The organism is Streptomyces sp. NPDC050263 (assembly GCF_040655955.1).
GTDB lineage: Bacteria > Actinomycetota > Actinomycetes > Streptomycetales > Streptomycetaceae > Streptomyces.
Map to the genome: position 1 here is coordinate 1 of NZ_JBFAKW010000034.1, position 13340 is coordinate 13340.

16 protein-coding genes are annotated in these 13340 nt (G+C 72.8%); 5 read left to right on the top strand and 11 right to left on the bottom strand.

Annotation, left to right across the window (positions count from 1 at the left end; all coding sequences use genetic code 11):
- Window positions 1-117: 117 nt before the first annotated feature.
- From amaP to AB0J04_RS17745, 5 genes are read right to left on the bottom strand one after another with little or no spacing between them, the layout of a single operon-like run.
- Window positions 118-696 carry an alkaline shock response membrane anchor protein AmaP gene (gene amaP / locus AB0J04_RS17725; RefSeq protein ID WP_363169375.1) on the bottom strand — a complete coding sequence of 193 codons (579 nt, stop codon included), beginning with the start codon at window positions 694-696 and terminating at the stop codon, window positions 118-120.
- A 5-nt stretch (window positions 697-701) separates the two neighbouring features.
- Window positions 702-1340: a DUF6286 domain-containing protein gene (locus AB0J04_RS17730; RefSeq protein ID WP_363169376.1), complete on the bottom strand. Its 639-nt coding sequence runs from the start codon at window positions 1338-1340 to the stop codon at window positions 702-704.
- The gene (locus AB0J04_RS17735) at window positions 1337-1765 is read right to left on the bottom strand and encodes an Asp23/Gls24 family envelope stress response protein (protein ID WP_363169377.1); all 429 of its coding nucleotides are present in this window, start codon (window positions 1763-1765) and stop codon (window positions 1337-1339) included. The genes AB0J04_RS17730 and AB0J04_RS17735 overlap by 4 nt, the downstream gene beginning before the upstream one ends.
- 5 nt (window positions 1766-1770) lie before the next feature.
- Entirely contained in the window at window positions 1771-1956 is a 186-nt protein-coding gene (locus AB0J04_RS17740; RefSeq protein WP_351764570.1) for a hypothetical protein, read from the bottom strand.
- A gap of 22 nt (window positions 1957-1978) precedes the next feature.
- Complete coding sequence (locus AB0J04_RS17745) at window positions 1979-2461, bottom strand: Asp23/Gls24 family envelope stress response protein (protein ID WP_363169378.1); 483 nt, start codon at window positions 2459-2461, stop codon at window positions 1979-1981.
- 96 nt (window positions 2462-2557) lie between these two features.
- Here AB0J04_RS17745 and AB0J04_RS17750 point away from each other — a divergent pair, with 96 nt between their 5' ends.
- Complete coding sequence (locus AB0J04_RS17750) at window positions 2558-3280, top strand: nucleopolyhedrovirus P10 family protein (RefSeq protein WP_363169379.1); 723 nt, start codon at window positions 2558-2560, stop codon at window positions 3278-3280.
- 61 nt (window positions 3281-3341) lie between these two features.
- On the opposite strand, the gene AB0J04_RS17755 is transcribed toward AB0J04_RS17750, so the two are convergent.
- The 3 genes from AB0J04_RS17755 to AB0J04_RS17765 form a co-directional block, all read right to left on the bottom strand.
- Window positions 3342-4145, bottom strand: coding sequence for an enoyl-CoA hydratase/isomerase family protein (locus tag AB0J04_RS17755; protein WP_363169380.1), 804 nt, complete (start codon window positions 4143-4145; stop codon window positions 3342-3344).
- A 119-nt stretch (window positions 4146-4264) separates the two neighbouring features.
- Window positions 4265-4486 (bottom strand): helix-turn-helix domain-containing protein, encoded by a 222-nt coding sequence (locus AB0J04_RS17760; protein WP_004002281.1) that lies wholly within the window; start codon window positions 4484-4486, stop codon window positions 4265-4267.
- A gap of 347 nt (window positions 4487-4833) precedes the next feature.
- A complete protein-coding gene (locus AB0J04_RS17765; protein WP_351908342.1) occupies window positions 4834-6432 on the bottom strand; it encodes an ABC-F family ATP-binding cassette domain-containing protein in 1599 nt (532 codons plus the stop codon).
- A 257-nt stretch (window positions 6433-6689) separates the two neighbouring features.
- Between AB0J04_RS17765 and AB0J04_RS17770 the strand changes: the two genes are divergently transcribed.
- Window positions 6690-7103, top strand: a complete 414-nt coding sequence (locus AB0J04_RS17770; protein ID WP_363169381.1) for a VOC family protein — start codon at window positions 6690-6692, stop codon at window positions 7101-7103.
- Window positions 7104-7144: 41 nt separating this feature from the next.
- Here AB0J04_RS17770 and AB0J04_RS17775 read toward each other — a convergent pair whose 3' ends face one another.
- The 3 genes from AB0J04_RS17775 to AB0J04_RS17785 form a co-directional block, all read right to left on the bottom strand.
- On the bottom strand, window positions 7145-8581 hold the full coding sequence (locus tag AB0J04_RS17775) for a hypothetical protein (RefSeq protein ID WP_363169383.1): 1437 nt from the start codon (window positions 8579-8581) through the stop codon (window positions 7145-7147).
- A 215-nt stretch (window positions 8582-8796) separates the two neighbouring features.
- The gene (locus AB0J04_RS17780) at window positions 8797-9960 is read right to left on the bottom strand and encodes an alpha/beta fold hydrolase (protein ID WP_363169384.1); all 1164 of its coding nucleotides are present in this window, start codon (window positions 9958-9960) and stop codon (window positions 8797-8799) included.
- A gap of 127 nt (window positions 9961-10087) precedes the next feature.
- Window positions 10088-10819: a class II aldolase/adducin family protein gene (locus AB0J04_RS17785; protein ID WP_363169385.1), complete on the bottom strand. Its 732-nt coding sequence runs from the start codon at window positions 10817-10819 to the stop codon at window positions 10088-10090.
- 122 nt (window positions 10820-10941) lie between these two features.
- Between AB0J04_RS17785 and AB0J04_RS17790 the strand changes: the two genes are divergently transcribed.
- From AB0J04_RS17790 to AB0J04_RS17800, 3 genes are all read left to right on the top strand, one after another.
- Window positions 10942-11724 carry a lysozyme gene (locus tag AB0J04_RS17790; RefSeq protein WP_363169386.1) on the top strand — a complete coding sequence of 261 codons (783 nt, stop codon included), beginning with the start codon at window positions 10942-10944 and terminating at the stop codon, window positions 11722-11724.
- 110 nt (window positions 11725-11834) lie between these two features.
- Window positions 11835-13043, top strand: coding sequence for an inorganic phosphate transporter (locus tag AB0J04_RS17795; RefSeq protein ID WP_363169387.1), 1209 nt, complete (start codon window positions 11835-11837; stop codon window positions 13041-13043).
- Window positions 13044-13077: 34 nt separating this feature from the next.
- The gene (locus AB0J04_RS17800) at window positions 13078-13299 is read left to right on the top strand and encodes a hypothetical protein (RefSeq protein WP_363169388.1); all 222 of its coding nucleotides are present in this window, start codon (window positions 13078-13080) and stop codon (window positions 13297-13299) included.
- Window positions 13300-13340: the final 41 nt, after the last annotated feature.

Here is a 13340-nt window from a genome sequence, read left to right on the forward strand (position 1 = left end):
CTCGTACTGGACGTACTTGGGCTTTCGGCCGGTGCGGCGAGAGTGCGTGCCGGGCGTCGCGACGGGGCGAACGTTGCCTGCCGCGGCACTAGCCGACCCCTCGGGAGCCTGCGGCGGTCAACTGACCCTCTCCGCCTTGTGCTTGGCCGCCTTCAGGCGGACCTCGGCGGGCAGTGCCTCCAGGGCCGCCGAGTTCCTGGCGTGCGTCAGGGCCTGTGAGGTGAGCTCGTCGAGGACGGTCGCCGGGTCCACGTGGGGTTCCAGCAGAAGCCGCACCCGTGCCTGCGGCGCCTCCCGCCGGCCCGTCAGCGCCACGTGCGCGTGGGCGACGCCGTCCGCACGGCCCGCCTCGCCCGTGAGCACGCCCTCCAGGGCACGGCCCCGCAGCAGGGCTCCCGCGCCGTCGCCCGTGTCGACGAGGACCTCGCCGAGCCGACGGCGGCGCAGGACCGCCGTCAGCCACCACAGGGCGAGCAGGACGAGCAGGGCCAGGGCGGCGATGACCGTCGGCCACCACCAGGCCTCGTCGCGCCAGCGGGTGCGTTCGGCGGTGCTGAGCAGGACGTCGTGGCGGCCGTCGTGGATCCACCAGGACGGCGGCGGGGCCCCCAGGCCCACGGCCAGCACCGCGCCCCCGACGGCCAGCAGCACCAGTCCGACGACGCCGACGAGCACACGGTTCACGGTCGCGGACATCGCGCTCACCCCTTCTTCCCGGGTCGCCGCACATGGATCGAGAGCGCGAGCGGCCGGGTCAGGCCCAGGCCGCGGACCGCGTCGGTGAGGACGGCGTCCAGGTCGGCGCGCACGTCGTCCAGGCCGCGGAAGTGGCAGACCGCGCGGACGTCGGCCTTCCGGCGGCCGGCGCGGACCCGTACCGACTGCACGCCGGCGACCTCCATGGCCCGGTCGCGCAGCACCAGCGCGGCGGCGGCCCGCTGGAGCCCGGCGCGGACGTCGGGCTGCGGACGGTTCATCGGCAGGACGTCCCTGAGTCCCGGGGTGACCGCCAGGAGGATCAGCCACGCGCCGAGGACGGCCGCGACCCCCGCGCCGACCAGCACCCAGATGTCGTCGAGGGGGCGCTCGGCGAGCTGCCGGGCGAGGTCGCGCCGCCAGGCCATGGCGTCCCGGTCGGCGCGGACGGCGGCGACGTCGTAGAGGAAGCCGCCCGCGACGACCAGCAGCGCCACCGCGACGATGCCGGCCGGCACGCGGCGCGCCGACCAGAAGCGGTGGCCCGCGGGCCCGCCCCGACCGGGGTGGTCGTCCTGTGCCGGTGTCTCCTTCTCCAGAACGGGCACCGTGCCGCTGCCCTGCAAGCTTCCGGGCTCGCTCATCGCGTCCTCCCGTGTGCTGTGCCGGGGGCCGATGTCAGGTGCAGCCGTTCGACCTGGACGGCGACCTCCGGAACCTCCATTCCCACCAACGCGCCTACCCGCTCGGTGACATGACGACGCACCTCTCGGCATCGGGCGCCGATGTCGGTCGGGTAGTCGAGCTCGAGATGGACTCTGACGTGCGCGGCGTCGACGGGAGTACCGCCGCTCGAACGCGGCGAGGAGTGCGGGCGGACGACGACGGTGGCGTGCGGGCGCCCCACGTCGGGCGGCAGCGGGCCGACCGCCTCGCGTGCCGCCTGGGCGGCGATCTTCGCCACGACCCGGTCGGCGATGCGGGTCGCGCCGCGTTGCCCCGGCGGGACGACGGCGGAGCCTGCGCCGACGGCGTCGCCCTCCCTGCCGCCCCCGGTCACCGACGTCACCTACCTCACCGGCGCCGGTCGTCGCGGGTGCGGAAGAAGTCGCCGAGTTCCAGGTCCCCCTCCAGGAACCGGCCGACGACGAACCCGATGGCGCCCAGTGCCGCCACCAACAGGAAGGCCCCGAACCCGCCGAAGTACCCGGCGAAGCCCAGTGCCATGCCGGCGATCATGCCGACGACAGCCATGCTCAAGGTGCTCTCCCCTACGTGTGTCTCACTGGATCCGGGGCTCCGGCTCCTCGTCCTCTTCGTCGGGCAGTTTGACGTCGCTCACCGCGATGTTGACCTCGACGACCTCCAGGCCCGTCATCCGTTCCACGGCCGCGATCACGTTCTCCCGCACGGCCTGGGCGACCTCGGCGATGGCCACGCCGTAGTCGACGACGATCTCCAGGTCGAGCGCGGTCTGCACCTCGCCGACCTCGGCCTTCACCCCTCGGGTCACGGACTTCGAGCCGCCCGGCACCCGGTCGCGCACGGCGCCGAAGGTGCGGCTGAACCCGCTGCCCATCGCGTGGACGCCGAGCACGTCCCGGGCCGCGAGGCCTGCGATCTTCTCCACGACCCCGTCGGCGATGGTGGTCCGCCCACGGGTCGCCGGGGCCCCGCCGCCGCGTTTCACGGTCTTGCGGGTGTGTAGCGGCTCGGCGCCGCCTTCGGGGGTCTGCGTCCGGTTCTGTTCCGCCTGATCGGTCATTGCCGTAGGTCCTCACATCCGGTTCGGCTCTCGTCCCTTCGACCACGGTAAGCGCGGTTGCCCGACCGCGCTCAGGTGATGCGGCAGGCTGGAGCAATGACGGCGGACGGATGGACGAGCGCGGTACGGCACCAGCTGGGCCTCGGCAGGCTGCTCCCACTGGGCGGGCCTCGGGACGGCGCGTGGATCACGGAGGCGGCGGCGGAGGCGGTGCTGCGACGGGCGGTGCGGACGGTGCCGGGCGTGCGGCTGGGGACGCTGCGGCTGGGGCCGGCGGATCCGGAGGCGGAGTTCGAGTCCGTCGTGCCGGCTCCGCCGAGCGGGCTGGCGCCGGGGCCGTTGCGGATGACGGCGGAATGCGCGGCCGGCCCGTCCGAGCCACTGCCGGCGGCGGCCTCCCGGCTACGGGACGCGCTGGCGGCGGCTGCGGCGGACCGGCTGGGGCTGGCGGTGTCGGAGGTGGACCTGAGGGTGACGGCCCTCCTGGACGAGAACCCGGAGCCGGACCCCGAACAGTCCCCCGGCCCGGTGCCGGCCGGGCCCGGCCTGACCGGCGACGAGTCCCTCGCGGCCGCGGCGGCCCTGTCCGTGCCGGGCGTGACGGGCACGAGCGGCGTCCTCGGCCGGGCCGTCCGCATCGAGGAGCACCAGGACACCACCGCGGCCACGGCAGCCCTGCCCCACCGCCACGCGCGCGTGGAGATCACGGCCGCAGCGGACCGCCGCACCCTGGACGTGACCCACGCGGTCCGCACAGCGGTCGCGGACGCACTGCCGGACCACCCGACGGTCGCGGTACTGGTGACGGCGGTGGGCTGAGGGCGGTGGGCCGTCAGTGGTCGGTGGGCCGCGGTTCGATCGGACGCGGTTCGGTCGGGGTCTACTCGCCGAGGCCGGCCAGGGCGCGCAGACGGCGGGCCTGGGCCGCTCGTTCGGCGGCGCGCTGGTCGTCGTAGGTGCGGTCGGCGGCGCCGCGCAGGAGGGCCTTCGTCTCGATGACGGCCTCGCGGGGCGCGGCCAGGACAGCCGCGGCCAGCTCGCGCGTGGCCGCGTCGAGTTCCGGCGCGGGCACGGCGAGGTTGGCGAGCCCGGTGCTGACCGCTTCCTCGGCGTGCACGAACCGGCCGGTCAGGCAGATCTCGACCGCGCGGCCGTAGCCGACCAGCGAGACGAGGGGATGCGTGCCCGTCAGGTCCGGTACGAGGCCGAGGCTGGTCTCGCGCATCGCGAACTGCACGTCGTCGGCGACGACGCGCAGGTCACAGGCTAGGGCCAGCTGGAAGCCCGCGCCGATGGCATGGCCCTGAACAGCGGCGATGGACACGACGTCGGTGCGCCGCCACCAGGTGAAGCCCTCCTGGAACTCCGCGATGGCGGCGTCGAGTTCGGCGTCGCCACTGCCTGCGAGATCGATGAAGGACCGCTCGCCCTCGATCCCCTCGGGCGTGAACATCTGCCGGTCGAGCCCCGCGGAGAAGGACTTGCCCTCGCCGCGCAGCACCACCACGCGGACGGAGCCCGGCACCAGCCGCCCGGCTTCGGCGAGCGCCCGCCACATCGCGGGGCTCTGCGCATTGCGCTTGGCCGGGTTGGCCAGCGTCACCGTGGCGAGCGCGTCGTCGACGGTGAGCCGTACGCCGTCCTTGTCGAGCAGGGGAACGAGTTCCTGGTCGGGCGTGGCCATGGGGCGCCTCCGATGGGTGCGGTCAGCTAGCGGTCAGCTAAGTGACTGCACAGTAACCACCCGGCCGATCGGAAGAACGACCGGGTGGCCACCATCGAAACCGGCGGGCCGCCCGGGGGTCAGGACGAGGCAGCCTTCTTGCCTCGCGTCGCCCCGCCACGCCCACGGAGCGTGACGCCCGACTCGCTGAGCATCCGGTGCACGAAGCCATACGAGCGGCCGGTCTCCTCGGCCAGCGCCCGGATGCTCGCACCGGAGTCGTACTTCTTCTTCAGGTCTGCCGCGAGCTTGTCGCGCGCGGCGCCGGTTACCCGGCTGCCCTTCTTCAGAGTCTCGGCCACCCGTGCCTCCTCATGGGAAGTGCGCTCTGGTCCCCTCATGATCACCCCTCCGGGGCTCGATGGCCACCCATTCGGCAAGGTCCGTGCGACAGGGTTTTGACGACAGGAGCGCGTACTCACAAGTGGAATCTGTGATTCCACCCAGTGGCGTTCGTGGGGCCGAACGGGTTGTTCCGAGAAGTAGCAGGTCAGAGACGCGCGACGGCCGATCCCTTGTCGACAAAGGGATCGGCCGAGAAATCGATGTAGGACACACCTCGATACGAGGAGATCTCACACAGATGATGGATCACCGGTAGGCCGAATGATCCAGACGAATGATCCAACACCGTGGATCACGCATTCGATCAGGCCAGAGCGACCAGATCCGCGTAGTCGGAACCCCACAGATCCTCGACTCCGTCGGGCAGCAGGATGATCCGCTCGGGCTGTAGCGCCTCCACCGCGCCCTCGTCGTGGGTGACGAGGACGACCGCGCCCTTGTAGGTGCGCAGCGCGCCGAGGATCTCCTCGCGGCTGGCCGGGTCGAGGTTGTTGGTGGGCTCGTCCAGCAGCAGCACGTTGGCCGAGGAGACCACCAGGGTGGCGAGGGCCAGCCGCGTCTTCTCGCCGCCGGACAGGACGCCGGCGGGCTTGTCGACGTCGTCGCCGGAGAACAGGAACGAGCCGAGCGTCTTGCGGACCTCGACCAGGTCCAGGTCGGGGGCGGCGGAGCGCATGTTCTCCAGGACCGTGCGCTCCGGGTCGAGGGTCTCGTGCTCCTGCGCGTAGTAGCCGAGCTTGAGGCCGTGACCGGGGACGACCTCGCCGGTGTCGGGCGTCTCCACCCCGCCGAGCAGCCGCAGCAGGGTCGTCTTGCCGGCGCCGTTGAGGCCGAGGATGACGACCCGGGAGCCCTTGTCGATGGCCAGGTCGACGTCGGTGAAGATCTCCAGCGAGCCGTACGACTTCGACAGGCCTTCGGCCATCAGGGGCGTCTTGCCGCAGGGCGAGGGCTCGGGGAAGCGGAGCTTGGCGACCTTGTCGGCCTGCCGGACCGCCTCCAGGCCGGAGAGCAGCTTGTCCGCGCGGCGGGCCATGTTCTGCGCGGCGACCGTCTTGGTGGCCTTGGCGCGCATCTTGTCGGCCTGCGAGTGCAGCGCGGCGGCCTTCTTCTCGGCGTTCTGCCGCTCGCGCTTGCGGCGCTTCTCGTCGGCCTCGCGCTGCTGCTGGTAGAGCTTCCAGCCCATGTTGTAGACGTCGATCTGGGAGCGGTTGGCGTCCAGGTAGAACACCTTGTTGACGACCGTCTCGACCAGGTCGACGTCGTGGCTGATGACGATGAAGCCGCCGCGGTAGGTCTTGAGGTAGTCGCGCAGCCAGACGATCGAGTCGGCGTCGAGGTGGTTCGTCGGCTCGTCGAGGAGAAGCGTGTCCGCGTCGGAGAACAGGATGCGGGCGAGCTCCACGCGGCGGCGCTGACCGCCGGACAGGGTGTGCAGCGGCTGGCCGAGCACGCGGTCGGGCAGGTTGAGCGCGGCGGCGATGGTGGCGGCCTCGGCCTCGGCGGCGTACCCGCCCTTGGTGAGGAACTCCGTCTCCTGGCGCTCGTACTGGCGCATCGCCTTGTCGCGGGTGGCGCCGCTGCCGTTGGCGATCCGCTGTTCGTTCTCGCGCATCTTGCGGATGAGGGTGTCCAGCCCGCGCGCGGAGAGGATGCGGTCGCGGGCGAGGGTGTCGAGGTCGCCGGTGCGCGGGTCCTGGGGGAGGTAGCCGACCTCGCCGGAGCGGGTGACGGCGCCGCCCGCGGGGATGCCCTCGCCGGCCAGGACCTTGGTCAGGGTGGTCTTGCCGGCGCCGTTGCGCCCGACCAGACCGATCCGGTCGCCCTTGGCCACCCGGAAGGAGGCGTTCTCGATGAGGATGCGGGCACCGGCGCGCAGCTCGATGCCGGAGGCGGAGATCACGGACAGACTCCAGTGCGATGGGGGTCCCCCGATTCGAACGGAGTCGAGAACTGGGGGAGTTGGCGGGATGGGCGGCTGAGGACGTTCCCGCCGTCTAATGCGCGAGGAGAATGGCCATGACGCCAGTCTAACGGGACCGTGCAAGGACTTTTTTCGGTTCACGCGTTCGATCACGGTCGCCGGGTCGTTGTCAGTGGTGACTGCCAGACTGGGCGACGGACGACAGATGCGGCATGGGTCACAAGGGAGTGATCGGCATGGCAGGCACGAACAGCGGGCGTCCCAGCATCTACCCGACGGTGTTGTACGCCGACGCGAAGGCGGCGATCCGGCAGCTCACGGAGGCCCTGGGGTTCACCGAGCTGTCCGTGTACGAGGGAGAGGACGGCTCGGTCGTGCACGCCGAGCTGGTGCAGGGCAACGGCGCGGTGATGCTCGGCTCGAAGGGCACCGGCAGCGTCTTCGACACGGCGATGAAGGCCGCGGGCACGACCGGGGTGTACGTCGTGGTGGACGACGTGGACGCACACCACCGGCGGGCCGTGGAGCACGGCGCGGAGATCCTGATGCCCCCGACCGACCAGGACTACGGCTCCCGGGACTACCTGGCCCGGGACATCGAGGGCAACCTGTGGAGTTTCGGCACGTACGCGCCGGAGATACAGGGCTGAGAGCCCCGTCGGGGCTCTCCGGCTCCGGCTCCGACCGGCGGTCAGCTGCCTCCGGTGTGCACCTGGAAGGCGGCCCGGCGGACGGCCTTGGCCAGCGCCGGGTCGGGGTGCGCGGCGGCGAGCGCCACCAGCACCTGCACGGTCCGCGGATGCCCGACGGCACGCACCTCCGTGAGCAGGGCGGGCACGGTCGGCTGCAGCGCGGACTCCAGGTGCCGTACGAGCATCGGCGCCTCGCCGTGGTCGGCGACGGCCGCGGCCGTGTCGACCCACAGCCAGGTGGCCTCCTCGCGGGTGAGCACCTCGTGGGCGTCCTCCGGGTCCACGCCGTCGTGCTCGGCGAGCCACAGCAACGCGTACGGCCGCAGGGCCGGCTCGTCGACGACCGCGCGGACGTCGGGCTCGGCGGGGGCGCCGACGACGCGCAGCGCCTCGAAGGCGAGGCCGCGCAGCAGGGCGTCGTCCCCGCGGGCCGCGAACAGCAGCTCGCCCACGGCGCTGCCCACGGTCCGGGCGGCGAGCCAGGCGCGGTACTCGGCGCGGGCCGCGTTCGGACGGAGCTGGGCGCAGCCGCGGAGCATGCCCTCGGCCGACTGCTCGATGTTGCCGGCGGGGCTCTGCGCGGCGACGCAGATCTGCTCCAGCTTGACCCACACCGCCCAGCTGCCGAGCGGGGTGAGCGTGGCCTGTCCGGTGCCGCAGGTGAGGGCGCCCACCGAGGCGAGGGCGTGCAGGGCCCAGTCCAGGAGGGGGGCGAGTTCGGCGTCCTGCGCGGGCTCCGCGGGGTCGGCCTCGGCGACCGGGACCGCGGCGAGCGGGGTCGCGGCTTCGGACCCGGCGCCGTAGGGCACCTCGCAGCGCTCGGTGCGCAGTTCGGTGACGCGCTGGCGCAGCAGGTCCAGGAGCTGTTCCACGGGCACGGGCCCGGCGGACAGCTGGAGGAAGGAGAGCACCTGAGGCATGGCCGAGACGACCTCGGCGACCGCGGCGGGCTCCTGGTCCCCGGGTTCCGGGGAGGCGAGCGACCAGGCGTCGAACAGGGCGACCCAGCCGCGCAGGACGGCGCTGTCGTCCCGGTCCCAGGCGCGCAGCCGCCAGCCGGGGCGGGCGCTGTCGCCGTGCACCTCGACGAGACCCGCGAGGCGGGCGGTGTCCCAGTCGGCGCGGATCCGATCCGTGGTCAGACCCAGATCACTGGCCGCCCGTTCGGCGGTCGTCTCGGAGAGCGTGGCCTTGCCGTCGGTGGTCGCGGCGTCTCGGCCGGGGCCGAGGGCGTTGTCGGCCCAGCGGGCGACACGGGCCGCGGCGGCCAGTCCGGAGCGTGCCATTCTGGCCAGCTCAGCGGGGGCCGGGGTGCCCTCCGGCGGGCGGGGTGCGGGGCGGCGCGGGCGCCGCTCGTTCACAGCTGAGGGGGCGGCGGCCAGGGGTCGCGGGCGGACGAGTCGAAGCCTGGAGTCGCGCGGGATACGGGACGTCACGGGTGCAGTCTTCCGGTTGACGGTCCGAAAACCCAAACGGAATGTCACCGCGGGCTACGGGACTGGCCAACGCACGGGGTTCGGCGAGGGCCCAAGAGGCGTCTTCAGGCCAGTGGTACGGCGTTAAACGGAACTGCCGGGACCGCTCCGGGCGCGTCGGTCACGGGCTCACATGAGCGGTCACAGCGGGGGCGCGACGGAGGTCGCATCGGGGGTCACATCAGTGGGGTGAGGAAGCGGCGGAGGGCCTCCTCGTAGGCCTCGGGGTCGGCGTTCCACATGGCGCCGTGCGGGGCGTGCGGCACGGGGTGGAGGGCGACCAGGTCGGGGCGGCGGTCGGCGAGGCGACGGGAGACCCGCCAGGGGGCGACCGTGTCGTCGGGGCCGTGCAGGATCAGGGTCGGGACCCTCAGCCGGGCCGGATCGGCGGCCGCGTCGCCGAGGTCGCCGGAGCCGTCGGCGGCGCGGGAGCCGCCGTAGGTGCCGCGCAGGCCGGTGCGGCCCTCGGCGGCGCGGACGGCGAGCGGCAGCAGGACGCCGGGAGTGCGCCGGGCGGCGGCGAGGGCCCGCAGCGTGGTCCTCCAGTCGAGGACCGGGGAGTCCAGCACGAGCCCCGCGACGAGGTCGCGCAGGCCCGAGTCGGCGGCGGCGCGCAGCGCCATCGTCGCGCCGGTGGACCAGCCGAGCAGGACGATGCGTTCGGCGCCGTAGCGCACGGCGTACCGCATCGCCGCGTCCAGGTCGCGCCACTCGGTCTCGCCGAGGTGGTTCAGACCGTCCGGGGACCGGGGTGCGCCGAGGTCGCCGCGGTAGGCGAGGGCGAGCACGGGGAAGCGGCGGCGGTGCAGGAACGCCATGACGTTCAGTGAGTGCTCCCGGGTGGTGCCCAGGCCGTGCACGGCGATCACCCAGGTGCGCCGGGCGCCGGGGACGAACCAGGCGGGCAGGTTGCCCAGCTCGCCCGGGATGTCGATGTCGGCGTGGTCGAGGCCGAGGGCGCTGCCGGGGTCGCCGACGTGCAGGTTCGGGGTGAACCAGACCGCGTCCCGGGGGTTCAGGGCGCCGTGGGTGACGCGCTCCAGGCGGCGTACGACGGTGTCGGCGGAGTGCGGGGCGGTGGGCAGGACGGCGCCGACGACCGCGTGGGAGCCGTTGCCGGAGAGGCCGTAGGTGCCGGGGCGCAGGGCGGCCAGATGCCGGGTGAGGGTGATCTGGCCGGCGGCCGTGCCGTGCACGGTGAGCCGGGGTTCGGTGGGCAGCGGCCGGCCGGCCGGCGCCTTCAGCGCGGCGTCGCTGGCGAACCGGCCGACGGCGACACTGGCCGCGCCGGCGGCCAGGGCTGCGGTGACGGCGGCGGCGGTCGCTCTGACAGTGCGCACGCGTCCAGTGTCCTGGCCATCCCCGCGACCGGCCAGTGGTGCGGTCGGCGCGGGTGACAGGGGCCTGGCACGCGGGCTTGCGCGGGGGGCGTACGGGGGCTTGTACGGAGTCCTGGGGGGAGAAGGGTCAGGGCCGCTGCCCGTACCCCCGGAGCCGCTCCCCCGCCCGCGCCACCTGTTCCTCCGTCAGGAGCGTGGGATTGCGGCCGGGCAGCGACGAGGCCGTCAGCCACAGACGGCACATCCACTCCAGTTGGGCCGTGCGGTCATAGGCCTGGTCGAGGGTGGTGCCGTAGGTGAGGGTGCCGTGGTTCTGCAGCAGGCAGCCGGTGCGGTCCGCAAGGGCCCGGAGCATGTTCTCGGCCAACTCCTCGGTGCCGTACGTCGCGTAGGGGGCGACCCGGACGGGTCCGCCGAGCGCGGCCGTCATGTAGTGGATTCGGGGAAGCTCCGTGACGAGGGTCGAGACGGCCGTGGCGTGCACGGCGTGGGTGTGGACGACCGCCCCGGCGTCGGCGCCTCGGTAGACGGCGAGATGCATGGGCAGTTCGCTGGTCGGGACCAGGCCGCCGAGCACCTGACGGCCGGTGAGGTCGACGCCGGTGACGTCGTCCGGGGTGAGCCGGTCGTAGGGCACGCCCGACGGGGTGACCAGCACGGTGTCGCCGACGCGCACGGAGACGTTGCCGGAGGTGCCGACGACCAGTCCGTCGGTCACGGTGCGGCGGGCCGTCGTCACGAGCGCCTCCCAGGCGCGGGCCTCCTCGGGGATCGCGCGCCTCCCCCGCCGCTCCGCCCCACCCTGTGCGCCGTCCCCGGAGTCCGGGGCGTCCCCCTGCTCGCGTCGCTGCTCAGACATGCCGCGATCCTCCCCTTGACGTGATGTGGCCGGAGATCGACGAACATCCACCGATATTCGCGGATCTTCCCCTAACCTCTGGTTCGTTTTCGTTTCGTGCACGCCGCCGTTCCGGGGGAATCATGGCTCGCGCCCACGCTCCATCGTCCACGCCGTCCACGCCGTCCACGCCGTCCCGGTGTCGCCGCGGCCTCGCGCGGGCGGCCTGCGCCGTGGCGCTCGCCGCCGCGGGGACCTCGCTCGCCCAGGCGCCCGCCCGCGCGGCGGAGCAGCCGAGGGGGCATGACGTCTCGTCCCACCAGAAGACCGTCGACTGGGAGAAGGCGAAGGCCGCGGGGGCGGGGTTCGTCTACGTCAAGGCGACCGAGTCCATGTCCTACCGCAACCCCTACTTCGAGGCGCAGTACGAGGGCGCCGGCTCGGTCGGACTGCTGCGCGGCGCCTACCACTTCGCGCTGCCGGACAAGGGCTCGGGCAAGGCGCAGGCCGCGCACTTCGTGGGCAACGGCGGCGGCTGGAGCGCGGACGGCCGGACGCTGCCGCCCGCCCTCGACATCGAGTACAACCCGTACGGAGGCTCGAACAAGTGCTACGGCCTGACCCAGGCCGAGACGGTCGCCTGGATCAGGGCCTTCAGCGACGAGGTGCGGCGGCTCACCGGCCGTCGCCCGGTGATCTACACGACGACCCACTGGTGGAATCTCTGCACGGGCGGCAGCAGCGCATTCGCCGCGGATCACGCCCTGTGGATCGCCCGTTACCGGTCCGCCGACGCGGGGGCCCTGCCGGCCGGATGGTCGGCGTGGACCTTCTGGCAGTACGCCGACAGCGGCAGCCTTCCGGGTGACCAGAATCTCTTCAACGGCTCCGCGGACCGGCTCCAGAGGCTCGCCGAGGGGGACTAGGTCCAAAAGCAGTCCCTCAAGACATCACGAAGCCCCCTTCAGTTCATCTTCCGTTCATCCAGGTTACCTACGTTCAACCGGCCGATTACTTCGAACGATTGCCTGGGTAAATGGAAAGCTTCTCGCTGATCCTCGCGATTGTGGTGATAACCGCACTCGCGTTCGATTTTACGAACGGTTTCCACGACACAGCCAACGCGATGGCCACGACCATCTCGACCGGCGCCCTCAGACCCAAGGTCGCGGTGGCCATGTCCGCCGTGCTCAATCTCGTCGGCGCGTTCCTCTCCGTGGAGGTCGCCAACACGATCTCCAAGGGACTCGTCGACGAGACCGGCATCCGGCCCGAGGTCATCTTCGCCGCACTCGTCGGCGCCATCCTCTGGAACCTGCTGACCTGGCTGGTGGGCCTGCCCTCCAGCTCGTCCCACGCCCTCATGGGCGGCCTGATCGGCGCCACCATCGCCTCGGCCGGCATGGGCGCGGTGCACGGGGACGCCCTGGTCACCAAGGTCCTGATCCCGGCGATCGCGGCCCCGATCGTCGCGGGCATGGCAGCGATGCTGGCGACCCGCCTCTCCTACACCCTCGGCAAGAAGGCCGACGGCAAGGCCGCGGCGAAGGGCTACCGCGCCGGCCAGATCGCCTCGGCCGGCCTGGTCTCGCTCGCCCACGGCACGAACGACGCGCAGAAGACGATGGGCATCATCACCCTCGCCCTCGTCGCCGGCGGCGCCGTGGCCCCCGACTCCGACCCGCCCACCTGGGTCATCCTCTCCGCGGGCCTGGCCATCGCGCTCGGCACCTACCTCGGCGGCTGGCGCATCATCCGCACCATGGGCAAGGGCCTCACCGACCTTCAGCCGCAGCAGGGCTTCGCCGCCCAGACCAGCGCGGCCACGGTCATCCTGGCCTCCTCCCACCTCGGCTTCTCCCTCTCCACCACGCACTCGGTGTCGGGTTCGGTGATGGGCGCGGGCCTCGGCCGCAAGGGCGGAGTGGTCCGCTGGTCGACAGCGACCCGCATGTTCGTCGCATGGGGCCTGACGCTGCCGGCGGCGGCGCTGGTGGGCGCGCTGGCCGAGTCGGTCACGGACCTGGGCGACTGGGGCACGGCGGTCGTCGCCGTCTTCCTCGTCGCCTCCAGCGCGGCGATCTGGAAGATCTCGCGGCGCGAGGTCGTGGACGCGTCGAACGTCAACGGGACGGAGGAGCCGGCGACGGTCCCGCCGATGCCGGTCACCGACAACCTGACGGCCACCATCCCGTCCCCGGCGGCTGCCGCCGCGGCCGCCGAGCCCACCGCCCCGGCCGTCTGAGCCCGCGCACCCGGTACGAAGGAAGAGAACCAGCATGAAGATCGACTGGGCAGCCCTGGGCTCCGTCTTCGGCGTCAGCCTCGTGGTCACGGTGGGCCTGGTGACCCTGTTCACCCTGGGCATCATGGGCCTGTCACGCCAGGAACGAGCGACGGCGGAGGGCGGCTCGGCCACCCTCGCGGTGACGGGCGCGTACGCGTGCTTCGCGGCCTGCGCGGCGGCGGTGGCTTATGGGATCTCGCTGATCGTGGTCTGACCTCGCCCGACGCGTCCCCCGCCCCCGTAGCCTCACCGTCC